This window comes from Catenulispora acidiphila DSM 44928 (assembly GCF_000024025.1).
In the GTDB taxonomy this organism is placed as follows: Bacteria; Actinomycetota; Actinomycetes; order Streptomycetales; family Catenulisporaceae; genus Catenulispora; species Catenulispora acidiphila.
Genome location: NC_013131.1, coordinates 4,851,414 through 4,874,512 on the forward strand (window position 1 = coordinate 4,851,414; position 23,099 = coordinate 4,874,512).

Consider the following 23,099-nt stretch of genomic DNA (forward strand, 5'->3'; position numbering starts at 1 on the left):
TCGAGGAGCGCGAGTGGGCCGTGCGGAGGTTGTTCCGTAGGGTGGGTCCCTCTCACTGATTGACGAGCGTATTCAGAGGAATGAGCAGGTACCATGACCGCTCCGCCGGAAAACCTTGCAGATCGTCCAGCGGCGACGGATTCGGACCTGCCGCACGACCTGCTCTCGGAGCTGCTGCGCAGCGTGCGGCTGACCGGCGAGCGGATCGTCGCGTACACCCCGTCGCCGTTGTTCTCCGTCGAGTTCGCGGACCGAGGCAGCCTGCACATCGTCGAAGAGGGCGAAGTCACGCTGCGGATCGAGGGCTCCCCGCACGTCGAGCACCTGTGCGCCGGTGACTTCGTCCTGCTCCCGCGCGGCGACGCGCACTCCATCAGCGATGCCGGCCTCGGCGGCAGCCCAGCCGGTGGCGACGCCGACCGCCGCCCCGCGCGCTGGCTGTGCGGCACGTTCACCATCGGCGACCCGCAAGCCAGCCACCTGCTCGGCAGCCTCCCGGCGGTGATCATCCTGCGCGGCTCCGGCGGCCCGGACCTGGAAGCCCTCGAAGGGCTCGAAGTCGCCCGCCGGATGATCGTGCTGGAGATGCAGTCGCCGTCGCAGGGCTCTGCGGTGATGGTCGCGCGCATCCTTGACCTGATCTTCATCCAGATCATGCGCACCTGGGCCGCCGGCGCGGACGTCGAGCCCAACTGGCTGGCCGGCGCCTTCGACCCCCAGATCGGCCTGGCGCTGAGCGCCATCCACCGCGACCCCGGCCGCGAATGGACGGTCGAGGAGCTGGCGCGCGCCTGCAACCTGTCCCGCTCGTCCTTCGCGGCCCGCTTCGTCGAGCGCGTCGGCAAGCCGCCGGCCACCTACCTCGCGCACGTGCGCCTGGACGCCGCCACCACCCTGCTCCGCGACACCTTCCTGCCGGTCACGCAGGTCGCCGAGACCGTCGGCTACGCCTCAGAAGCCGCCTTCAGCCGCGCGTTCAAGAACCGCTACGGCACGCCGCCGGCGCGCTGGCGGCGGGACATCCGGTACCCGCTGAGCTGACGCCTTTCGCCGGGCGCCGTCGGCGCGAGATCATGGGTGTACCGACAGCGTCGGCGCACAAGGCACAAGCCACAAGGGGGAACGATGGGCTTTGACAGTGCCGTCCCGTACCCGGGCGTGACAGGCAGCCGACCGCAGGTGCGCGTCGACCTCCTGCTCGCCGGTATCGCCGCAGCCGTCGGCGCCGCCATCGTCGTGGCTGCCGCGGTGGTTCCCGTGGTCACGCTCCAATCCCCACCGGCGATCGCGACGGCCTCCGCGGGCTACACCGCCACTCCAACGCCCTCGAGCCCACCGGTGATGAAGGCACAGCCGCGCGTCACGCTGCTCGCGCACGACGGCTTCGCAGCCCTCGGACTCGCGGCGATCCCGCTGGTGGTGGCGCTCGGAGTGGGTCTGCTGCTCTGGTACGCCGGTCCTCGCGGTTCGCGCCCGGCGACCTCGACCGCCTGGGTGCTCGCGGTTGTTCTGACGGCGGCTGCCGTGGTCGGCTTCGTCACGATCCTGATCGGCGTGGTGGCGATCCCGGTCGGCGTGCTGCTGATTCTCGCCTGTACGCAGATCACCTCGCGGGGGAGCGGAAGCCCGGCATCCCGACCAATCGCATGAGCCGCTCAGCGCGGGATCCCGGCGGCGAAACGCCGCCGGCACGAACGAACCCCCGGACATGTTCCGGATCACCGTGAGATGTCGGCTCTCAGTTGGCTCGGAGCTGAACGCGACTGCGGCCAAGCCGGTCGTCCCGCCGGGCTCAGCAGCCGCAGGAGCGCCTCGGTCGGCGCCGCCGGATTGGCCGCGACGCCGCGAGCCCAGGCGATAGCCATCTCACTGTCCATGTCCGCCAACCCCCCGCCCTCTCATCCCCGCTGCCGAGGCGCGGCCAGCGGCGCCGCCAGCACCACCCGGGCGGCGCTGGCTGCGATCACCTCATCGTGCCACGGCCGGACTTCGATGCGGGTGTCGCGGACGGCGGGGAGGAGGTGGTCCAGGAGTGCTTCGTGCAGGGGGTCGTCGAGGAGGTCCCAGATGGCGGTGATCTCGCCGATGATGATGACGCTGCGCGGGCCGAGCAGGTTGACCACGCCGGCCAGTGCGCGGCCGAGGAGGGTGGCGGCGTTGTGGAGCAGCTGGACGGCGGCCGGGTCGCCGTGGCGGGCGGCCGTGCCGAGGTCGTCGAGGTCTGATTCGGCGGGCAGGATGCCGGCTTCGTGGGCTGTCCGGAGCAAGGCCTCGGTGCTGACCAGCGATTCCAGGCAGCCGCGGTTGCCGCAGACGCATTGCGGTCCATCCGGCTGGACCGGCATGTGTCCGAACTCGCCGGCGGCTCCTGCGGCGCCTCGGTAGGGCGCGCCGTCCAGGACCATGCCCAGCCCGATGCCCTGGCCGATCGCGGCGAGCAGGAAGTCGGCCTCGTCGGCGCCCGGACCGTAGAGGCGTTCGGCGGCGGTCACCGCGCTGATGTCGTTGTCGACGAACACCGGCACGCCGAGCGCTTCGCGCAGCCGCGCCGCCAGCGGCAGACCGGTCCAGCCCAGCCGCACCGACATGCTCAGGGTTCCGGTCTCCGGCTCGACGATGCCGGGCACCGCCACGCCGACTCCCGCCAGCGGCAGTCCGCGCCGTTCGATCTCCTCGATCTCCGAGCGGATCAGGGCGGTGAGAGTCTCGACCGCGTCCGGGGAGGCCGGGTCGAAGGCGTGCCGGAAGCTGTGCACGACGGTGGCGTCCAGGCGGCTGGTCACGCCGGTGACGTGCTCGTGCGCGACCTGGATGCCGATGGTGTGCGCCGATCCGGGGACCAGCGACAGCGGGACCGAGGGACGTCCGCCGCCGCCCGCCGACGGTCGCGGCGCCTCCTCGACCAGCAGTCCTTCAGCGAGCAGTCGCCGGGTGCCCTGGGTGATCGTCGCAGGGCTCAGCTCCAGCATCTCGGCGATCTGCGCGCGGCTGAGCGGACCGCGCCGCGCCAGCAGCGCGAGCACCGCGGTGCGGGTCATGTCCCCGGAGATCGAGCCGGCACCCCACCGCATATCAACCACTTTCTGAAAGGGACGATCGCGCGCCACGTCGTTGCCCGTGCCGCGCGCGCTGATGGGGAAATCGTAGTGGTCCGGAGCCGTTCGCTCCGCGAGCCGCCCCTTGACAGTGCCTTCGGCGCGGCTCTAGCTTCCCTCCAGTTAATTTACACCCGAATTAATTGAGGGAGTACCTGATGCGTCATCCCCTCGTGCGCTTGCGCCGCACCACTCTCGTCCTCGCGGCCGGCGCGCTCGCGGTCGCGGCGACCAGCGGTTTCGCCGCCTACGCCGCGGCTGCCAGCCCGGCTGCGGCCGCCGCTGCCACCCAGAGCGCGCCGTCAGCCGCCGCCCCGCCGAGCAGCTTCCACGGCGTGAACTGGGCCGACCCCCGCGACAACTACGCCAGCGACGCCGTCGTCCCCAGCGGCCTGAGCGTCACCGACGACTACCGCACCGTCTACCGCACGACCCAGAAAATGGTCGACGGCTTCCGCACCAACCTCGGTGCCAACACCCTGCGACTCCCGATCAACCCCGCGAGCGTCGGCACCGCCTGGTGGAAGTCCTACCGCGCGACGATCGACGCCGCGACCGCGTCCGGCGACAAGGTGATCCTCAGCTACTGGGAGTCGCCGACCGCGAAGGACGGCAAGATCGACGACGTCGCCACCTGGAACCAGATGTGGGACACGGTCACCGCCGAATACCGCACCAACCCGCGCGTCTACTTCGAGCCGATGAACGAGCCCTTCGGCTACACCCTCGACCAGTGGGTGCAGGTCTGCACCGGCTGGCTCGCCCAGCACGCCGACGTCCCGCGCGATCACGTCGTCATCTCCGGTACCGGCTACAACGACAACGTCACCGGCGTCGGCGCCACCCAGGCCTTGAGCGGCACGCTGCTCTCGCTGCACTTCTACGGCTACTGGGCCAGCGCTACCACCGAGGCGGACTGGATCAGCAACCTGCTTCCCCGCATCGGCGGCTACGCCTCCCGCACCATCATCGACGAAGCCGGCTCCCCGATGACCGTCGGCCTGAACTACGGCAACCACAACGGAAACGTCTTCACCGCCTACTTCGCCGCCGTCACCGACATCGCGCGGGGGATGGGCATGGGGATGGTCTACTGGCCCGGGCTGCGAACCGGCGACTCCTACTCGATAGAGAGCCTGGATGCCAAGGGATACCTGCAGAACAACAGCGCCAGCGGCGTCGCGCAGCTGAAGTGGGGCTACGGCCTGGGCACCGTCCCGCCGGTCAACGACCAGCCGCCGGCGCCCGCCGGAACGCAGGTCACTGAGACCGCCTCGGGCCGCTGCCTGGACGTCCCCGGCTACTCCACGACCAGCGGAACCCAGCTCGACCTGTGGGACTGCAACGGCGGCGGGAACCAGTCGTGGGACTACACCGCCACCCACCTGCTGACGGTCTACAGCACCAAGTGCATGCAGGCCGGCACGGGAACCGGAACCGTGACCGCGGGCGCCGCAGTCGTCATCGAGGACTGCACCGGTCTGCCGGCCCAGCAGTGGACCGTCGCGGCGAACGGCACGATCGCCAGCGCCGCCGACGCCAGCCTGTGCCTGGACACCACCGGCTCGGCGAGCGCCGACGGCTCCACGGCGGTCGTCGCGGCGTGCTCGGGCTCGGCGAGTCAGAACTGGAAGCTCGGATGAGCCGCACGCGGGCCTGATGCCAACTACGATGAAGGGAAGCATCGCCTGAGAGCCATCTCAGCTGATGCTTCCCTGGGCGGGCACGGCGAGATCGGGTGGAAACGCCGGTGACGGCTGGTGTCGAGGACGGCCTCCATATCGAGCGGCACGTCGGCGCGGTCCTGACCGCGGTGGCGGTGACCGCTCGCGCGGTCGCGTTGGTGAGCGCCGTCATCAGCCTCGTCGTCGGCTTGCAGGAGAGGCAGTTCGCCCACGCCCGGCTCGCGGTCGTCGCCTACGTCGCGGTCGGTCTGTGGTCCCTGATATACCTGGCGCGAGCCCGCGGCGGTCCGCCGGCGCTGTGGGCCAGCACCATCGACATCGCGGTCCTGGCCGCCGCGATGCCCGCGCTCCGGGTCGCCGGGCGCCCGGGCTACTTCGACAACGTCAGCAACTCGGCGCTGGAGCCGTTCGTCTCCGCCGTCCTGGTCGGGGTGGCGATCCACGCCTCGACCCGGCGCACCCTGGTCGCCTGCGCCGTCCTCGGCGCCTCCTACCTGGCGACGGTCACCACCCACCTGTCGGTCGTCAAGGTGACCAACGCCGGCGGCGACCTGGCCTGGCTCATCGGCATCGCGCTGGTCTGCCTGGTCGGCGCGCGCCGTCTGCACCGCGCAGCCGCGGCTGTCGGCGCCGGCGCGCGGTCGGTGGTGACCGAGCGGGAACAGCTGGCCGAGGACCGGGGACGCGATCTGGAGCGCCGCCGCCAGCTGGAAGGGCAGCGGCGGCGCCATCTGGAGCTGCATGACGGACCGCTGGCCCTGCTGACCGCGATGTCCCGGCCGGCGCCGGTCGGCCATCCGGACGCCCGGGTCCGGGAGCGGTGCGCGGCGAACGCCGACCTGCTGCGCGGTCTGCTGAGCGAGGAGGACGACACCGGCTGCGAATCAGTACCCGAACTCCGCCTCGGTCTGGTCGGCGCCGGAGCCGACTGCGCCGCGCTGGGTCTGCGGGTGCGCTTCCAGTTCGGTTCGCTGCCCGCGCAGGTTCCCGAGCCGGTCGTCGAGGCGATGTGCGGGGCGACGCGCGCCGCGCTGAACAACGTCCTGGCCCACGCCGGGACCCGTACCGCCTGGGTCACGGTCGACGCGGCGGCGGACAACGCGGAGGCGGTGACCGTGGACATCGTCGACTGCGGCAGCGGATTCGACCCCGGCACGACCGCGGCGGGCGTCGGGCTGCCCGCGGCGATCGGCGGCCGGATGGCCGAGGTCGGCGGCGCGGCCGGGGTGGACAGCGTGCCGGGGAACGGGACGTGGGTCCGGCTGCGGTGGCCGGCGTGATCCGGGTCGCGGTCGTCGACGACGACCGGCTCGCCCCGGCCGGTATCAGGGCCCTGCTGGCGGCGCAGCCGGACATCGAGGTCTGCGCGGTGCACACCACCTTGGCCGGGCATCTGGACGCCGCCGTCGAGGCCGACGTGGTGCTGCTGGACCTGCTGCTGCAGGACGGCGTGCCCCCGGCGCGCAACATCGCCGCGCTGGTGCGCGCCGGACGCACCGTGCTGGTCATGTCCGTGCACGCCGACCACCAGCAGGTCTGGGCCGCGATGCAGGCCGGCGCCGGCGGCTACCTCATCAAGGACGACGACCCCGACCAGCTCGCCGAGGCCATCCGGACCGTCCACGTCGGCGACGTGGCGATCACCCCGGAGCTGGCGTTCGTCATCAGTCTCAGTCCGCCGCTGCTGTCCCCGACCGAACAGCAGGTGCTGCTCTTGCGCAGCCGCGGGCACACCTACGAGGCGATCGCGCACCGGTTGAACGTGGACAAGTCCACGGTCGCCACGCTGCTGCGCCGGGCCGGGGACAAGTTCGCCAAACGTGCGGCCAGGCAACGGATTCCGTAGCTGTCCCTACCTCTAGCCCTCGTCCCGGCCGGCGCGCCAGAGCGGCGCTTTGTCACACCGGTGCGACATTGCCGCAGGCCATCGCGGGACCGACCATGGCGGTGTCAGCCACACCATGGAGGAGCACTCATGCGGATCAGGAAAGCCTTCGCCACCGCAGCGGTACTGGCCGCCGCGCTCGGACCGGTGCTCACCGCGTCCACGGCGAGTGCCGGCATCAGCCCGCCGCCGCACAACAACTGGGCCTGCTACGGCTACGGCACCGGCGCGACGTACCAGGAGGCGAAGACCGAGGCCCAGCAGGACATGATCGGCAACAGGACGATCGGAGCGTGGGTCTACACCAGCGGTCAGAACGCCGACGGCTCGTACTGGGTGAAGATCTCGGCGGACTGCACGTTCGTCGAGTAGGTCCCCAGGCGCGCGCGAGCCTGCCGAGCACCGGATCTCGCGGTGCTCGGCAGGCTGCTGCCGTATCTCTACTCGGCCGCCGCTTCAGCTTCGGCCAGCCGCCGGCGGTCGGCGGTGATGACCGCCTCGGCGGCGGCGCGGTCGGCCCAGGTACCGGGGCTGGCCTGGCGGCCGGGCTCGGTGTCCTTGTAGATGTCGAAGAAGTGCCCGATCTCGTCCAGACGCTCCTGTGCCACGTCGCCGAGATCCTGGATGTCCTCATAGCGGGGGTCGCCCGCCGGCACACACAGGATCTTGTCGTCCTGGCCTCCCTCGTCACGGGAGCGGTAGACCGCCACCGGACGGACGGAGACCTCCACGCCGGGGAACGCCGGGTCGTCCAGGAGCACGATGGCGTCCAGCGGGTCCCCGTCCAGCGCGAGCGTGCCGGGGATGTAGCCGTAGTCGGCCGGATAGCTGGTCGAGGTGAACAGCTGCCGCTCCAGCCGGATGCGGCCAAGGCGGTGGTCCATCACGTACTTGTTCCGAGAACCTGCCGGTATCTCGATCACCACGTCGAATCGCATCATGGTCTTCACGTCGAGGGCGGTACCCGAGATCAGCCTCGCGAACCGTCCCGCGGCCGGATCAGCTCGCGACACAGGAAATGCCGCCGAGCGGTTGGTTCGCGCCGTTGACCACCATGCCCCACGACGTCGCCGCACCCGGTGCCAGGGACCCGTTGTACGACACGGAGTTCGCGGTCACCGCCTGCCCGGATTGCGTGGCGGTCACGTTCCAGGAGTTGGCGATCGTCTGGCTTCCGGCGAAGGAGAAACGCACCGCCCACTGCGAGGAGGCGACCTTGCCGGTATTGGTGACCGTGAACGCGAGTTGGTAGCCGCTGGACCAGGAACCTGTCACCGAGGAGGTGACCGAGCAGCCGGAGGCGGGTGCGGAGCTGGAGGGCGAGCTCGGCGGGGTCGACGGTCCCGATGAGCTCGGCGAACTCGGCGGAGTGGACGGACTCGAGGCGCTGGTACTCGGCGTCGTGCTGGGACTCGAACTCGGCGAGCTCGGTCCCGAACCCGGCGTCGTCGTGTACGGGACCTGTGTGTAGGCCGCGCTGCAGCTGCCCCCGCAGGAGGACGGCAGCGAGAAGCTGTAGACCTGACCGCCGTTGATCAGATTGTCCGAGGCGTCGGTCACCCGGATCTGGTAGCTGGAGCCGGCGGTCGCGGTCGGCGCGATGATGTACGACTGCCCCATGTCGCTGTCCATCGCCGCCGAGACCCAGGTCCCGGACGCCGACAGGTACTGCACGCCGTGGATCCCGTTCGCCAGGTGCGAGACCGAGATCGCCGGCCAGTACACCTGCGCGCCCTGCATGAAACCGATGTTGATGTCGCCGCTGTAGCCCGGAGCGCTGATGAACTGCCAGCTCACCTGGCGGTTGTTCCAGTGGTTCAGCAGGTCGCCGACCGCGGAGCCGTTGAGCTGGAAGCGGTTGATCGAGTCGGTGTGCAGGTCGATGTGGTACGGATCGTCACGGCACCAGGCGTTGGAGTCCGCGCAGCTGTCGGCGACCAGCATGTTCAGCGTCGCGCCGTTGTACTTGTCGGCGACCCACGAGCCGTTGCGGCAGAACGGCTGGTTCGGCGCGCCGTCGTTGGTGCCGGTGCACAGGTCGCCGATGCTGACCTTCACCCAGCGGCCGCAGTTCAGACCGTTGTCGAACATGCCCAGGATGCTCGCCTGTGCCGGCGGCACCGGACGCGTGAACTGGTTGTAGTTCCCCGGGGTGTTGAAGACGTTGAGGGCGATGAAGTCCTGCGAGTCCAGGTTCGCCTGCGGCACGCCGCAGCCGCCGTAGGGCGCCCCGAGCCCGTCGAAGTGGGTCGCGTTCCCGGTCACCGGGGACGACGTGCCGCCCACGCCGAGCGCCTGCGCCGGGCTGGTGAGCACCGCGGCGGTCAGGGCGACGACGAGCGCGGCGGCGGCGGCCACGGCGGTGCGCACGACGGCGCGGCGGCGGCGGGACGGTGGTGCCGGTCTGGGGCTGCGCACGATGGCGGCTCCTGTCGATCAGGTCGGGTGGGGGTCTGGTCGGGGCGGGCCCGGTGGCTGCTCGGCAGTCATGGCCCGGAAGCCCGGTGGCCGCATCTCGGCAGTGGCATGGTCCGCCGAGGGCTCGAACAGCGTCAAAACCCTGCGACACGGCCGCAGGTCGTCGGCGCCCCGCCGCGAAACTTTCGCCGAACCCCGTCCGCGGTGCGGCGTGCCTGTTCATCTCAGTACGGGCTCTGACATGCCCGTTCGATTTCCTTCGACGAATCAGCCGCCGCGGGGAGTTTTCAGAGCCGGGTAACGGTCCGCGTCGCCAGAGCTACGCTCCGCCCGAAACAGTCCGCACAGTCCGCCGCATCCGTGGAAAGGCGAGCGATGTGAGCAGAAAGATCCCCAGGAAGGTCGCCGGCGTGCTGCTCGCGCTGGCCGGCCTGATCGCGACCGTCACCTTCGCACCGACGGCCTCGGCGCACGGGGCGCTGATGATCCCCGGCAGCCGGACGTTCTTCTGCTACGAGGACGGCCTGACCTCCACCGGCCAGATCGTCCCGCAGAACCCGGCCTGTCAGGCGGCGGTGGCCCAGAGCGGGACCACCCCGCTCTACAACTGGTTCGCCGTCGGCAACCGCAGCGGCGCCACCAGCGGCGGCACGGCCGGCTTCATCCCCGACGGCAAGCTGTGCAGCGGCAACAGCAACTACTACGACTTCTCAGGGTTCGACCAGGTCAGCACCGCTTGGCCGGTCACGCACCTGACCTCCGGCGCGGACATCACCATCAACTACAACCGGTGGGCCGCGCACCCCGGCACGTTCAGCCTCTACATCACGAAGGACGGCTGGGACCAGACCAAGCCCCTGACCTGGGCTGACATGGAGCCGGCGCCGTTCTCCACGGCCACCGACCCGACCAACACCGGGACCGTCGCGACGCTGCAGAGCTACTACTCCTGGAACGCGAAGCTGCCGGCGAACAAGACCGGGCACCACATCATCTACTCGGTCTGGGCCCGCTCGGACAGCTCCGAGACCTTCTACGGCTGCTCCGACGTCGTCTTCGACGGCGGCACCGGCCAGGTCACCGGCATCGGCGCGACCGCACCGCCGCCGGTCTCAGCACCCTGCAAGGCGACGTACTCGATCACCAACTCCTGGAGCGGCGGCTTCCAGGGACAGATCACCGTGACGAACCCCGGAACCACTCCCATGAACAAGTGGACGGTCGGCTGGGTGCTGGCGGACGGCGAGTCCGTGGTCAGCGCGTGGAACGGGACGTTGTCGCAGTCCGGCTCGCTGGCGTCGATGAAGTCGGCGGACTGGAACTCCCAACTCGCGGCCGGGGCGAGCACGTCCGTCGGCTTCGTCGCGAATCAGACCACTGCTCCCGCACAGCCGGAGAGCCTTTCCTGCACGAGTCCGTAGGCGCGCCATGCCTATGTCGGTTTCCTCATCGCTGCGGCGCGCGCTGGTGTTGGCTGTCGCCGCCTGTGTTCTCGCTGCCTGCGGTCACTCCTCGGGCGCCAAAAGCGTGAGCGGCATGGACATGAAGGGCATGGACGGCGCCAACGGCATGAACATGAACATGGGCGGCTCCGGCGACGACATGCCGGGGATGGCGGAGCCCAGCGGTCCGAAGATCGTCGCCGCGGCAGCCTCCGACAACGGGCTCCACGGCGCGGTCGGCGGCTACTCCTACGTCGCCGACGCCTCGACCGTCGCCGCGGGCTCCGCCGTGCCGTTCACGTTCCATATCAACGGTCCCAGCGGCAAGGCCGTCACGCGGTTCCAGCCGTACGAAGGCCAGCTGCTCGTGTTCTACGTCGTCCGCACGGACCTCGGCGACTTCCGTCAGCTGACGGCGTCGATGCGTGCGGACGGGACGTGGACGGTGCCGCTCCCGGCGCTGCCGGCCGGCTCCTACCGCACCTACATCACGTTCGCGGCGCCGGACTCCAGCGCCGGAACCCCTTTGTCGTACTCGCTATCGCAGCCGCTGACGGTCCCCGGTAGCGCGGCGGGCGTCACACTGCCCGCCGCGTCCGACACCGCGACCGCCGACGGCTACGCGCTCCGGCTCACCGGCTCGCCCCACCAAGGCGGCGAAACAGGCCTCGGAGTCGCCGTCACCAAGGACGGCAAGCCGGTTCAACAGTTCGACCGGCTCCTGGACGGCTACGCGCACCTGACCGCGTTCCACAGCGGCGACGCGGCGTTCGCCCGGGCGCTGTCCACCGGACGCTCCGCCGGGGGCGCCAGCGGTGCGGGAGCCCTGACCGCACAGATCCTGTTCCCCGAGCCCGGCGCGTGGCGGCTGTTCGTCCAATTCCAGACGTCGGGAGTCGTGCACACGGCGGCGTTCACGGTGGAGGTGCCCTGATGTACCGCAATCGCGCTTTCCTACGCAGCGTCCGCGTTCTCGCGGTCGCGGCTGCGGCTGTGCTGGCCATGTCGGCCATGTTCGTACTCGGATCCAGACCCGCCGAGGGCGCCGGGACCGGCTGCACGGTCGCCTATCAGGTGAATCAGTGGAACACCGGCTTCACCGCCGATATGACGGTCACCAACGGCGGTCCGGCGGTGAGCGCGTGGACGGCGACCTGGTCGTGGACCGGGAACCAGCAGGTCACGTCCGGATGGAACGCGCAGGTCAGTCAGAGCGGTCAGCAGGTCACGGCGACCAACGAGCCGTACAACGGCTCGGTCGCGGCCGGGGCGACGGTCGCCTTCGGGTTTCAGGGCACGTATTCCGGCACGAACAGCGCGCCTGTGAACTTCGCGTTCAACGGCGTGGCGTGCAGTGGCCTCGGCACGCCGAGCTCGCCGTCGAGCACGCCTTCCACGCCGCCTTCCAGCTCGCCCTCTAGCTCACCGTCCACCTCGCCCTCTACTTCACCCTCCAGTTCACCGTCCAGCTCGCCGTCCAGTTCGCCGAGCAGCGGACCGTGCCCGGCGACGGCAGTCTTCTGCGACGGCTTGGAGAATCAGAGCTCGACCACACCGTCCGGCCGCTGGTCGATCGCCACCCCGAGCTGTTCGGGGACCGGCACCGCCGCGATCACCACCGCGCAGGCGCACGCCGGGCTGAAGTCCCTGGAGATCGACGGTCGCGGCACGTACTGCGACCACGTCTTCGCCAGCGACACCACCGACATGGCGAGCGCCGCGCCGACCTGGTACGTCCGATTCTGGATCAAGCACACCGCGCCGCTGCCGACCAACCACACGACCTTCCTGGCGTTGAACGACTCCGCGCACGGCAACACCGACCTGCGGCTCGGAGCCCAGAACGGCGCGCTGATGTGGAACCGGCAGTCCGACGACGCCACGCTGCCGGACCAGAGCCCGAACGGGGTCGCGCAGAGCGTCACACTGCCGACCGGAGCCTGGGAATGTCTGGAGTTCTCCGTGAGTGGCAGCAACGGCCAGATCCACACCTGGTACAACGGCAGCCCGGTCGCGGGCCTGACCGAGGACGGCGTGGCGACGCCGGACACCGACGACCAGTGGCTGGCTGGGAGCGGAGCGTCCTGGCGTCCGCAGCTCACCGATCTGAAGCTCGGCTGGGAGAACTACAGCAACGGCGACGACACGCTGTGGTTCGACGACGTGGTGTTGAGCACGAGCCGGATCGGATGTTGAGAGTTTCCATCCCCTGATAAACCATCGATCCCGAAAGGAACCACCATTTTGAGAGTGGGGAGAGTAGGTACGCTCGCCACGGCCGGGCTGCTCGCCGTGAGCGGCGCCGTGGCCGCCGTGCCGGGCGGCAGTGCCGCGGCGTCCGCGGTCACGGCGGCGAGCTCGACCGCTGCCGCCTCGTCCGTCAACGTCAGCGTCAACACTTTGGAAGGCCTCGGCACGATCCCCGCCACCGGCTACGGGTTGAACAGCGCGGTCTGGGACAGCCAGATGAACACCCCGTCGGTGCAGGGTCTGCTCGGCCAAGCCGGGATCGGGATGCTGCGCTACCCCGGTGGTTCCTATGGCGATATGTACCATTGGCAGACCAATACCGCTCCCGGCGGCTACGTGGCGCCGGGCACCGACTTCGACTCCTTCATGGGCACCGTCAAGACCATCGGCGCGCAGCCCATCCTGATCGCCAACTACGGCACCGGCACGCCGGAGGAAGCCGCCGCCTGGGTCCAGTACGCCAATGTCACCAAGGGCTATGGCGACAAGTACTGGGAAGTCGGCAACGAGAACTACGGCAACGGCTACTACGGCAGCGGCTGGGAGGCCGATGACCACAGCAGCAAGAGCCCGACCACTTATGCGCAGAACGTCATCCAGTACAGCAAGGCGATGAAGGCGGTCGACCCCACGATCAAGGTCGGCGCCGTGCTGACCATGCCCGGCAACTGGCCCGACGGCTCCGTGGCGACCGGCGATTCCGCTGACTGGAACCGCACGGTCCTGTCGATCGCGGGCTCGGCGGTCGACTTCGTCATCGTGCACTGGTATCCGAACGGCACCGGTGCCGCCACCGCGCTGACCGAACCGGACCAGCTGCCCGGGGAACTGTCGCAGCTGCGCAGCGAGATCAATGAGTACGGCGGAGCCAACGCCTCCCGTCTCGGCGTGGCGCTGACTGAGGTGAACGCCGGCGTCGACGAGGACACGCAGCCTGATGCGCTGTTCGGCGCGGACACCTACTTCACGGCGCTGGAGCAGGGCGTGTTCACGGTCGACTGGTGGGACACCCACAACGGACCGACGCAGATCAGCACCGCACCCGACGGCGCCACGGATTACGACGACTGGGGTGTGCTGTCCAGCGGCACGTGCGTGGGCTCGGTCTGCGAACCGGCGATGAACACCCCGTTCCCGAGCTACTACGCCATCAGCATGCTGAGCAAGCTCGGACATCCGGGAGACCAGATGGTCCGAGCCGGCACCGACCAGCAACTCGTCGCGGCGCACGCCGTGAAGCAGGCCAACGGGAACCTGGCCGTGATGCTGGTGAACAAGGACCCTGCGAACGCGTACACGGTGAACCTGCACTACTCCGGCTACACGCCGAGCACCGCGACGCCGACCGTCTACACCTACGGCGACGAAGCCAGCTCGATCACCTCGGCGGCGCAGGGCAGTAGCGCGGTCCAGACCTTGCCGCCCTACTCGATCGAGACTGTCGTCCTGACTCCGTCCGGCAACCATGTCAGTACTCTGAAGGCACCGGGCTCACCGGTTGTCTCCCAGGTCACCGATACGCAGGCGACGGTGAGCTGGACTCCCTCCAGCGGCGGCACCGCCACCCGCTACGAGATCTACCGGCAGTTCGGCACGACCAGCGAACTGCTGGCCGAGTCGACGTCCACCTCGGCGACGATCGCCAACCTGGTTCCCGGCACCGGCTATACGTTTAACGTCCTCGCCACGGACCAGAGCGGCAACCTGTCTCCGCCCTCGGATCCGCTCACCTTCACCACCGGCACGCCGGCCGCCAGCACCTGCGCGGTGGACTACCAGGTCACCTCGGGCTGGGGGAGCGGCTACGTCACCGCGATCACCGTCACCGACACCGGGCCCGCCCCGATCAACGGCTGGTCGCTGACCTTCACCTTCCCCAGTACCAGCGAAACGCTGTCCTCCGGCTGGAACGCCACCTGGACCGGGACCGGCCAGAACATCGAGGCCACCAGCCTGAGCTGGAACGCGAACCTGGCGGCGAACGGCGGCAACTCCGCCAGCATCGGGTTCGTCGGGAACAACACCGGCGCTTATCCCTCGCCGGCGGCGATCAGCTTGAACGGGACGGTCTGTAGTACCACCTACAGCTCCTGAAACCGGGGATAGAGCGGCTGCCGAGGTCGATGCCTCCGACCTCGGCAGCACTACGCTTCGTTCGGCTTTCAGTACAGTCGGAACTGGCGGGATAGTCAGTGTGCCGATATTCGTGTACTGAGCTGCGGCTGCAACGCCGCCTGCACCGCGACCTCCTCGATCTCCCGGACCAGGCTCTCGATCTGGGCCGGCGACATGCCGTGGGTGTCGGCCTCGACGGTGAGCGTGACGGCGTCGGGGCCGTCGTCGACGTGCAGGAACAGCCGCTCGACCGGATCGTTGCGGCGCTGGATCCAGGTGAAGCGGCTGGCGGCGCGCACCTTGGCGAACTCCTCGGCAGTCACCGCTGTCTCCGGCGCGGGTACAGCCGAGTCCATGCTGCGGCGGTCGTTCAAGAAGGACGCGATGTCCAGCTCGGCGCCGCGGTCCCGACCGGTGCTCTCCACCAGCTCATTGAGTTGCTCGGGGTCGAAGTAGCTGTGCTTGAGCGCGTTCATCGCCGCCGGGCCCGCGCGTTCGATCACGTCCTCGACGGTTCCGTCGGCGACGTCGAGCAGCACGATTCCGGCTTGCGCGGCGTGGCAGACGACGTCGGCCAGCTGATGCCGGAAGCGGTTGCCGATGACCGGGCGGAACAGCGCCGGGTGCACGCCGGTGACGTGCGCCAGCGCGATTCCGTATACCGCGAACAGGATCCGGGTCGGGTCGGCGCCGGTGCGTTCTCGGATCGCCGCCAGCGCCGGGCGCAGCGCGGGGGAGTAATACTCCGCGCTCCAGAAGCGTGGACGGCGCGGGTCCCCCGAGGGCGGGAACGTCGGCGTCGGCATCACCCGCAGGATGTCGCCGAAGTGTCGCATGGCTCTGTCACTGTGCCGGCGGCCGGCGGCCGAGGTCTGCCATTCCGTCTGCTCCAGCTGTTGGAGCCCGGACGGCTTCTCGCGCGACCGGGTCGCGACGTCGCGCAGCATGGTCTCGGCGCCGCCGCCGTCCAGCGCCAGGTGGTGCATCGCGACGGCCAGGCGGACCGCCTCGCCGCCCTGCCGCACCACGCCCATCCGTACCGGCCATTCCACGCGCAGGTCGTACGGCAGGTGTTGGTAGTGGTCTGATATCGCGGTGGCGAGGGCGTCGGCGGCCTCGGGACCGCCGTCGGGGTCCGCGTCGAAGACGTCCAGATACGTGGTTCCGGACGACGACAGCTCCTGGCGCAGCCGGCCTTCCTCATCGAAGCGCAGCAGGGTACGCATCGAGGGGAATCGGCTGTGCAGATAAGCGAGTTCGTCGGCGATCGCCTCGACCGGCGTGCCGGGATCCACGGGGCGCCAGCCGCCCAAGGGCAGCCAGTTGCCCTGCCGGGTCATGGACTGCCAGATCTCGTGCTGCCCCCACGTGAGCTTGGCGACGCCTTCCCCGTCGCCGGCGAACTCCACCGCCACGCGCTCGACGGGCACCGGCACCGGATCGACGGCGGATCCCACCCCGGGCAGCCGCGCCCCGGCGATCTCAGCGACCTGATGCAGCCAGGTCTCCGTCCGCCGCCGCTCGAGCTGATCGGCCGGCAGATCCCGGTCAGCGCCCAGAACCAGCACCCGCCGCACGGTAGCGGCCTCGGCAGCACTGAGCGCGGACAGCACCGCCGCCTCATGGTCGTCATCAGGATCGGCGCCAGTCTCCAGCGCCAACAGGACATCGGTCTGCACGCGTCCACGCAGCCGAGCCGAAGCGACCAGGCAGTCGCGAACCGACGGCGCGACCTCCAGGATCCGCTTCTCAACCTCTGCCGGACGCAACAGGCGGCCCTCGCCAAGATCGACGGGGTCATAGGGAACGAAAGCGGGCTCAGATTCCGGGGTTCGCCCGCGGGCCAGGTGCGAGCCAAGATGCATAGCGCATCATATCCCGTTCATATCAGCAGTCATCGATAACGCGGCGACTTCCCACCGGGTGAGACGCGCCCGCTTCGGGCGATGGTGATTGGTGGGGGTGTGGGAGGGGTGTGGGCAGGCCGGGTTGGTGCGGCTGGTTTGTGGGTATTTAGAAGCTTTCTACGGCTCCGCGCGGGTGTTGATGGCCTCGCAGGGGACGCAGTTCGGTGGCGGGTATCCGGGTATCGCTGGCGGCCGACGGTAGTGGCTGCTCACGGCCACGCAGCGGCCTTCGGCTACAGCGGCTTAATCATGACTGCGCGTGCGTCTCGGTGGGAGGCAATGACGCGGCGTCCTACCGTCAGCTCTGATGTGGTCAATACGGCGAGGGGGATCCGCTGGCCGGTGCTGCTGCGGAGCAAGGTCGAGGCGTCGACGCTCAGTGTGGTCGGCTTGGTCGGCGTGGATGCCTCGTTCTCGATGCGCACTGATGCCGCGTCCACTGCTGCGATGCGTCCGACGATTGCGGCGGGAGCGCCGGGGTTCTGGAAGCGCACGTCGATGGATAGTCGCAGGGTCTCGCGGGAGCGATTGGGCAGGCCGGTGTGGACCAGTGCCTCGTGCATCAGCACGACGTCGCCGGGTTCGTATGCCGCGCTTCGCCACAGGCCGTCCAGCGGCGGCAGTTCGTCGACCGGCATGCAGCCCTGGCGGTGGCTGCCGACTGCGACTGCTAAGCCACCGAGATCCTCGTTGATCGGCATGAGGGGGATCCAGGCGGTGGTCATCTCGAAGCCGGGGTTGAGCAGCGCGTCTTGGTGAATCTGCGTCGTGCCTGCGGGCGGCATGATGCGGTAGCGCGCCAGGGGAATGAATCCGACTGGCGCGCCGGCGATCGTCGCGAAGAAGGCGGCGATGTCGGGTAGAGCTACCAACTGCTCCCAGAGTCGTTGCGTGTTCAGCGAATCCTGAAGGCGGCTGTCCTCGCCGGCCGTCAGCGGCATGCCGGTCTGAGCGAGACCCTGTTCGACGACAGTGCGCAGTACCTGCCGACCAGTGGCCAGGACCGCCGACTTGTTGAGGACGCCCCGAAAGAACAGGTATCCCTCGTCGTCGAACAGGGCTCGGAGACGCGGCGGATCAGCGAGATGGCCGTTCGCTTCGCGCAGCCCGGGTATCGAACCGCCAGCCACCGCCGCTGTCACCGCCACGTCTCCGATCAATCGCGCCTGCCAAAGCGGGCAACGGGATTCTTCAGCGTTCCGACCAACTGCAGCGCGCTGGACGGATCGGTGAGATCCACCATCTGCTGGTTGTTCCGCAACTGCAGCCGGTTCAGACACGACAAGGCGAACTCTGGCGCGAACAGATCGAACTGCTCGAAGCGTTCCGCCAACTCAGGCGTCGAGTCCTGATAGTCGCGAATGCACTCCGCGACCGTCCGCCAGAAGACGTCCTCGTCCAGAACCTCGCGCTCGACCAGAACCGCGTTGAGATACCGCAGGAAGCAATCGAACACATCTGTGAAGATCGACAGCAGCCTGACATCCTTCGGCACGTCCACCCGAATCCGCTCCACGGCGGGTGTCAGCGCCATAGAAGGATCCATCACCGCGATCTCCTCGGCGATGTCCTTGAAGATGACTCGCTCCACCGCCCCGTCATCGAGCACCAGGATGACGTTCTCCCCGTGCGGCATGAACACCAGACCATATGCATAGAACGCATGCAGTAACGGCGTCAGATGCGCATCCACATACCGCCGCACCCACACCTCCGGCGCCAGCCCCGACTCCGCGATCAGCGCCGCAGCCAGCGACCCGCCCTCGCGATCCACGTGCAGCAGGCTCGCCATCGTCGCCAACCGCCGTCCCGGCTCCAGCGCCGGCACCGGGCTCTCGCGCCACAGCGCCGCGAGCATCTTCCGATACGGCGATGACTTCTCCGTCGCCGCCTCGAACTGACGGTGCCGATACCCGACCGCCGCGCGTTCCCGAATCACCGTCAGCCGCGTCCGCTTCAGCACGACATCGCCCGCGATCAGCCCGGCCAGCCAGTCGTTGATCGCCGGCGTCGCCTCCATGTAGGCCGCCGACAACCCCCGCATGAAGCCCATGTTCAGCACCGACAACGCCGTCTTCACATAGTGCTTCGACGGATCGCTGGTGTTGAAGAACGTCCGAATGGACTGCTGCGCCAGATGGTCGTCATCGCCCGGACCCAGGCAGACCAGCCGCTGCCGCGCGATGTCCCCGGCGAACGTCACCGCCAGCTTGTTCCACCACTGCCACGGATGGACCGGGATCAGCAGATAGTCGCTCAGATCCAACCCCAGACCGGTCATCACATCAGTGAACAGACCCAGCAGCTCCTCGCCGAGCTCCGCCCTGATCAAACTCTCATAATCCGTATCCGCACACGCCGTGAAAACCGCGTGATCACGATGCGCAGCGACCCAGATCAGATGGACCGGATGCGCTGCCTCCGGCGCGTACTGCCGGTAGTCGTCGACCCCGAAGCCGATCCGACCGTTCCCCGCGACGAACGTCGGATGCCCCTCGGTCATCTCTGTCTCGATCCGCTGGAAGTCAGCGCGCGCCAGCTCCGTCGCCGAGATCGGCGGCTTGCTCAGCTTGTACGCCGTGCTCGCCAGCGTGGAGCCGATCTCCTCCAAATAGACTGGCAACACTTGATCGCTCAAGCCGAGCGCGCCGCGCATCTCGACGCAGAAGTCTGCGACGTCCACCGGCAGCGCCTCGCCGCCCGCCCCTAGCCGCTCAATGCTCTCGGCGTCGACCTGCCAGTGGTTCAGCGCCAGCACCTTGGCGGTGAACCGGTACTGAACGCTCTCGTCGTCGCTGCGCACGACGAACCCGTGCTCGGTGCCGTTCACTCGGTCCGGCGTCAGCAGCCGCTCATGGGAGAACTCTGCGATCGCCTTGCGCAGCAGAAGCCGGTTGGCACGCTCCCAGTTCTCCGGAGTCAGGTGGCGGACGGCGTCGCGGGGGTTCACAGGCTCGCTCCTAGGCGCGGGAGGGCAGAGGTGGCGGATTGGAAGTCGTGCCAGGTGCAGACGCTCAACAGCGCCTGCTTCTCGGGCTTGGCGATCGGGCCGACGACACGGAAGCCGACCGCCGCGTTGAGCGCGTGGACCGCGGTGTTGCGCACGTCCGGCTCGACGACCACGCGCAGCGCGTCCGGGTCGGCGAAGATCCACGCCAGCACAGCGGTGATGACCGTACGAGTGAAACCGTGGACCGGCGTGTCGGTGGGCGCGCACAGGAAGTGCATGCCGACGTCGCCGTCCTCGGGCTCGTACAGCCCGACCAGCTCGACGTGGCCGGGGTCGTAGCGTTCGGCGAGGAACGCCGGATTTCCGTCAACCAGACCGAGGAACGCTTCGTGATGCGGATGCTCGGATATCCGTCGGTATTCCTCGCGGACCTGCTCGACATCGAAGTCCTGCATCAGCCAGAACGCCGCTTTCGGATGCGTGACCCAGCGATGCAGCATCTCCATCTCGGCGTCGGAATCCACATCGACGGGACGGAAACTGATCATGTGAGCAGCCCGTCCGGCGCGCCGAACTCCTGGAACGCGATGGTCTTCTCCACCGGGTAGTAGTCCCGGCCGAGCATCTCGCTGATGATCCAGGAGTTCCGGTACGCGCCCATGCCCAGGTCGGGGGAGGTGATGCTGTGCGTGTGGGTCCCGGCGTTCTGCAGGAAGATCTCGCGGCCGGCGACGTCGATCGTGTAGTTGCGCGCCACGTCGAAGCGTCCGCCGCCGTCGAAGCGGAGGCGGTCCCGGACCGGTTCGAGAAACGCAGGGACCTGATAGCGATACCCGGTCGCCAGCACCAGTCCCTGCGTCGCGAGCGAGAAGCCGCGGTCCTGCTCCTCGTGGTGCAGATCGAGCATGTACGTACCGCCGGCCTCGTCGTAGGACGCGCCGCGCAGCTCGGTGTTGGTCACGAGCCGGGTCGCCACCTGGCCGCGAACGCTCTTGAGGTAGAGAGTGTCGAAGATCTCGTTGATCAGCACCGCGTCGATGCCCTTGAACAGTCCCTTCTGCTCGGCCTCCAGGCGGTACCTGGTCGCCTCGGGCAGGGCGTGGAAGTAGTCGACGTAGTCCGGCGAGGTCATCTCCAGCGTGAGCTTGGTGTACTCCAGCGGGAAGAACCGCGGCGAGCGCGTCACCCAGCTCAGGTGGTAGGTGTCGGCTCCGGCGTCGGCGAGCAGGTCCAGGTAGATCTCGGCCGCGCTCTGTCCGCTGCCGATGACCGTGATGCTCTCCTTGCTCTGCAGGAGTGCCCGGTTGGCCAGGTAGTCGGCGCTGTGCACGAGGTCTCCGCCGATTCCGCGGCAGGGTTCTGGGATGTGTGGCGGAGTTCCGGTGCCCAGGACCAGACGCCGCGCGCGGTGTTCGTTGACCGCGCCGTTGTCAGTGCCGACGGAATGAACGACATAGCAGCCTTCTGCTTCGTCGTACTCGACACGCGAGACCGTCTGACCGAAGCGGATGGTGCGCAACCGCGCCGCGGCCCAGCGGCAGTACTCGTCGTACTCGGCGCGGACCGGATAGAAATTCTCCCGGATATAGAAGGGATAGAGCCGCCCTGTCTCCTTCAGGAAGTTGAGGAACGAGTACGGCGACGTCGGATCGGCCAGCGTGACCAGGTCCGCCATGAACGGCGTCTGAAGCGTCGCGGTCGGCAGCAGCATCCCGGGATGCCAGGCATAGCCGGCTTCGGGACGGGCTTCCAAGAACAGTCCATTGAGACCCTCGATCGGGTCGGTGAGGCACGCCAGGCCCAGGTTGTAGGGACCGAGCCCGATGGCGATGAAGTCGTGCATGCTCACGAGGTCCTTCTCCGGCGCTCGACGTATTCGGCTGCGTGGTCCGCGATCAGGTCCAGGACGTGCGCGATGTCGTCCACCGTGGTCTCGGGGTTCAGCAGGGTGAACTTCAGGTAGTGCCGGTCGCCGACCTTGGTCCCGGCGACCAGCGCCGCGCCGGAGGAAGCCAACGCTTCGCGGGCATACAGGTTCGCGCCGTCGGCCAGGTCCCGCGTCGCGCCCTCCGGCGGCAGGTAGCGGAACACCAGTGTGCTGAGTTGCGAGCGCGTCACCACCTCGAACCGGGGATCGACGGTGAGCAGGACCCAGGCTTGCGCGGCACGGTCGATGACCTCGTCGAACAGGTCGCCGACGGCGTCCGGACCCATGATCCGCAGCGTCATCCAGAGCTTGAGCGCGTCGAAGCGGCGCGTGGTCTGGATGCTCTTGTCGACCTGGTTGGGGATGCGCTGCTCGACCATGCGGGCCGGGTTGAGGTAGTCGGCGTGGTAGGTCGCGTGGGACAGGGTCGCGCGCTCGCGCACCACGAGGGCACTGGAGCTGACCGGCTGGAAGAAGGACTTGTGGAAGTCCACGGTGACCGAGTCGGCGCGCTCGATGCCGTTGAGCAGAGCGCGCCGGGAGCGGGAGACGAGCAGACCACAGCCATACGCGGCATCGACGTGGAACCAGGCGCCAGAGTCCGCGCACAGCCTCGCGATCGCCGGCAGCGGGTCGATGGATCCGAAGTCGGTCGTCCCGGCGGTGGCCACGATCGCCATCGGGATGAACCCGGCCCAGCGGCACTGCTCCAGCTCCCACGCCAGCGCCTGCGGACGCATCCGCTTGCGGGCGTCGGTCTCGACGGTGACCACGGCGTCCGGGCTCAGCCCGAGCATCTTCGCCGACTTGCGGACGCTGAAGTGCCCGGCTTCGGAGACGAAGATGCGAAGCCGGTCCATGACGTCGCGGGAGGCGCCGAGCGCCGCTTTCGCCAAGGCTTCTTCCCGAGCCAGCAGCAGCGCCTGGAAGTTCGACTGGCTGCCGCCGCTGGTGAAGATGCCGTCGGCGGACGTCCCGAAGCCGATCCGTCCGGCGGTCCAGTCGATCAGCCGGCGCTCGATCAGCGTGCCGCCGGCGCTCTGGTCCCAGGTGTCCAGCGAGGAGTTGACCGCGGTGAGGACCGCCTCGCCGAGCAGCGCCGGGATGACCACCGGGCAGTTCAGGTGTGCGAGGTAGCGCGGGTGGTGGAAGTAGACGGCGTCGCGCAGGTAGACGTCTTCGAGCTCGTCCAGCGCCGCGGCCGTGTCCTCGAGCGGACGGTCGAGATCGATGCCTGATATGCCCGGGGTGAGATCGTCGGGGGAGACGCCGGTGAACGGACGATCGGTGCGGGCTATGCGGTCGGCAATGCGCTCGACGCCGTCGGCCATGGTGTGCCGATAGCGGTCCAGGGTCCGGTCGTTGAACAGGTGGCGGGCGGCGTCATCCACGGTGGGGGAGAAGATGGCGCGCGCGGTCGCGACG

At 68.8% G+C, this 23,099-nt stretch carries 19 protein-coding genes; 10 read left to right on the plus strand and 9 right to left on the minus strand.

The genetic code is table 11. The features are described from left to right. The first annotated feature begins 93 nt into the window (after window positions 1–93). A complete protein-coding gene (locus CACI_RS21155; protein ID WP_015792870.1) occupies window positions 94–1,041 on the plus strand; it encodes an AraC family transcriptional regulator in 948 nt (315 codons plus the stop codon). Between the two features lie 84 nt (window positions 1,042–1,125). Then, complete coding sequence (locus CACI_RS21160; protein ID WP_015792871.1) at window positions 1,126–1,650, plus strand: hypothetical protein; 525 nt, start codon at window positions 1,126–1,128, stop codon at window positions 1,648–1,650. A 248-nt stretch (window positions 1,651–1,898) separates the two neighbouring features. On the opposite strand, the gene CACI_RS21165 is transcribed toward CACI_RS21160, so the two are convergent. Further along, on the minus strand, window positions 1,899–3,071 hold the full coding sequence (locus tag CACI_RS21165; protein WP_015792872.1) for an ROK family transcriptional regulator: 1,173 nt from the start codon (window positions 3,069–3,071) through the stop codon (window positions 1,899–1,901). Between the two features lie 182 nt (window positions 3,072–3,253). Between CACI_RS21165 and CACI_RS21170 the strand changes: the two genes are divergently transcribed. The 4 genes from CACI_RS21170 (at window position 3,254) to CACI_RS21185 (ending at window position 7,037) form a co-directional block, all read left to right on the plus strand. Further along, window positions 3,254–4,738, plus strand: a complete 1,485-nt coding sequence (locus CACI_RS21170; protein WP_015792873.1) for a ricin-type beta-trefoil lectin domain protein — start codon at window positions 3,254–3,256, stop codon at window positions 4,736–4,738. Window positions 4,739–4,845: 107 nt separating this feature from the next. After that, a complete protein-coding gene (locus tag CACI_RS51345) occupies window positions 4,846–6,060 on the plus strand; it encodes a sensor histidine kinase (protein ID WP_049871662.1) in 1,215 nt (404 codons plus the stop codon). Next, entirely contained in the window at window positions 6,033–6,626 is a 594-nt protein-coding gene (locus CACI_RS21180) for a response regulator (protein WP_015792875.1), read from the plus strand. Before CACI_RS51345 ends, CACI_RS21180 begins: the two co-directional genes overlap by 28 nt. Window positions 6,627–6,755: 129 nt before the next feature. Continuing rightward, window positions 6,756–7,037, plus strand: coding sequence for a hypothetical protein (locus CACI_RS21185; protein ID WP_015792876.1), 282 nt, complete (start codon window positions 6,756–6,758; stop codon window positions 7,035–7,037). A gap of 68 nt (window positions 7,038–7,105) precedes the next feature. Here CACI_RS21185 and CACI_RS21190 read toward each other — a convergent pair whose 3' ends face one another. Together CACI_RS21190 and CACI_RS21195 are read right to left on the minus strand one after the other, a co-directional pair. Beyond that, window positions 7,106–7,603: an inorganic diphosphatase gene (locus CACI_RS21190; RefSeq protein ID WP_041542133.1), complete on the minus strand. Its 498-nt coding sequence runs from the start codon at window positions 7,601–7,603 to the stop codon at window positions 7,106–7,108. Window positions 7,604–7,664: 61 nt separating this feature from the next. Further along, entirely contained in the window at window positions 7,665–9,083 is a 1,419-nt protein-coding gene (locus CACI_RS21195) for a cellulose binding domain-containing protein (protein ID WP_015792878.1), read from the minus strand. A gap of 377 nt (window positions 9,084–9,460) precedes the next feature. Here CACI_RS21195 and CACI_RS21200 point away from each other — a divergent pair, with 377 nt between their 5' ends. From CACI_RS21200 to CACI_RS21215, 4 genes are all read left to right on the plus strand, one after another. Next, complete coding sequence (locus tag CACI_RS21200; RefSeq protein WP_015792879.1) at window positions 9,461–10,504, plus strand: lytic polysaccharide monooxygenase auxiliary activity family 9 protein; 1,044 nt, start codon at window positions 9,461–9,463, stop codon at window positions 10,502–10,504. 115 nt (window positions 10,505–10,619) lie between these two features. Continuing rightward, window positions 10,620–11,459: a hypothetical protein gene (locus CACI_RS21205; protein ID WP_143765338.1), complete on the plus strand. Its 840-nt coding sequence runs from the start codon at window positions 10,620–10,622 to the stop codon at window positions 11,457–11,459. Then, a complete protein-coding gene (locus tag CACI_RS21210) occupies window positions 11,459–12,721 on the plus strand; it encodes a cellulose-binding domain-containing protein (protein WP_015792881.1) in 1,263 nt (420 codons plus the stop codon). Before CACI_RS21205 ends, CACI_RS21210 begins: the two co-directional genes overlap by 1 nt. Before the next feature lie 48 nt (window positions 12,722–12,769). After that, entirely contained in the window at window positions 12,770–14,869 is a 2,100-nt protein-coding gene (locus CACI_RS21215; protein ID WP_015792882.1) for a cellulose binding domain-containing protein, read from the plus strand. Window positions 14,870–14,964: 95 nt separating this feature from the next. Here the strand turns inward: CACI_RS21215 and CACI_RS21220 are convergent, their stop codons facing one another. The 6 genes from CACI_RS21220 to CACI_RS21245 all read right to left on the minus strand — a co-directional run bounded on the left by CACI_RS21220 (window position 14,965) and on the right by CACI_RS21245 (window position 23,005). Next, window positions 14,965–16,569, minus strand: a complete 1,605-nt coding sequence (locus CACI_RS21220; RefSeq protein ID WP_190276787.1) for a condensation domain-containing protein — start codon at window positions 16,567–16,569, stop codon at window positions 14,965–14,967. 461 nt (window positions 16,570–17,030) lie between these two features. Next, window positions 17,031–17,945 carry a phytanoyl-CoA dioxygenase family protein gene (locus tag CACI_RS21225; RefSeq protein ID WP_041540385.1) on the minus strand — a complete coding sequence of 305 codons (915 nt, stop codon included), beginning with the start codon at window positions 17,943–17,945 and terminating at the stop codon, window positions 17,031–17,033. 8 nt (window positions 17,946–17,953) lie between these two features. Next, window positions 17,954–19,747 (minus strand): IucA/IucC family protein, encoded by a 1,794-nt coding sequence (locus CACI_RS21230; RefSeq protein ID WP_015792885.1) that lies wholly within the window; start codon window positions 19,745–19,747, stop codon window positions 17,954–17,956. Continuing rightward, the gene (locus tag CACI_RS21235; RefSeq protein ID WP_015792886.1) at window positions 19,744–20,295 is read right to left on the minus strand and encodes a GNAT family N-acetyltransferase; all 552 of its coding nucleotides are present in this window, start codon (window positions 20,293–20,295) and stop codon (window positions 19,744–19,746) included. Before CACI_RS21235 ends, CACI_RS21230 begins: the two co-directional genes overlap by 4 nt. Then, window positions 20,292–21,596 carry a lysine N(6)-hydroxylase/L-ornithine N(5)-oxygenase family protein gene (locus CACI_RS21240; RefSeq protein ID WP_041540386.1) on the minus strand — a complete coding sequence of 435 codons (1,305 nt, stop codon included), beginning with the start codon at window positions 21,594–21,596 and terminating at the stop codon, window positions 20,292–20,294. The genes CACI_RS21235 and CACI_RS21240 overlap by 4 nt, the downstream gene beginning before the upstream one ends. Continuing rightward, complete coding sequence (locus tag CACI_RS21245) at window positions 21,593–23,005, minus strand: pyridoxal phosphate-dependent decarboxylase family protein (RefSeq protein ID WP_049872052.1); 1,413 nt, start codon at window positions 23,003–23,005, stop codon at window positions 21,593–21,595. Before CACI_RS21245 ends, CACI_RS21240 begins: the two co-directional genes overlap by 4 nt. Window positions 23,006–23,099 lie beyond the last annotated feature (94 nt).

What these genes read in the sequence shown, in the direction of transcription:
- CACI_RS21155 (WP_015792870.1), top strand. Translation starts at nt 94, where the DNA reads ATGACCGCTCCGCCGGAAAACCTTGCAGATCGTCCAGCGGCGACGGAT.
- CACI_RS21160 (WP_015792871.1), top strand. Translation starts at nt 1,126, where the DNA reads ATGGGCTTTGACAGTGCCGTCCCGTACCCGGGCGTGACAGGCAGCCGA.
- CACI_RS21165 (WP_015792872.1), bottom strand. Translation starts at nt 3,071, where the DNA reads ATGCGGTGGGGTGCCGGCTCGATCTCCGGGGACATGACCCGCACCGCG.
- CACI_RS21170 (WP_015792873.1), top strand. Translation starts at nt 3,254, where the DNA reads ATGCGTCATCCCCTCGTGCGCTTGCGCCGCACCACTCTCGTCCTCGCG.
- CACI_RS21185 (WP_015792876.1), top strand. Translation starts at nt 6,756, where the DNA reads ATGCGGATCAGGAAAGCCTTCGCCACCGCAGCGGTACTGGCCGCCGCG.
- CACI_RS21190 (WP_041542133.1), bottom strand. Translation starts at nt 7,603, where the DNA reads ATGCGATTCGACGTGGTGATCGAGATACCGGCAGGTTCTCGGAACAAG.
- CACI_RS21205 (WP_143765338.1), top strand. Translation starts at nt 10,620, where the DNA reads ATGGACATGAAGGGCATGGACGGCGCCAACGGCATGAACATGAACATG.
- CACI_RS21210 (WP_015792881.1), top strand. Translation starts at nt 11,459, where the DNA reads ATGTACCGCAATCGCGCTTTCCTACGCAGCGTCCGCGTTCTCGCGGTC.
- CACI_RS21235 (WP_015792886.1), bottom strand. Translation starts at nt 20,295, where the DNA reads ATGATCAGTTTCCGTCCCGTCGATGTGGATTCCGACGCCGAGATGGAG.
- CACI_RS21245 (WP_049872052.1), bottom strand. Translation starts at nt 23,005, where the DNA reads ATGGCCGACGGCGTCGAGCGCATTGCCGACCGCATAGCCCGCACCGAT.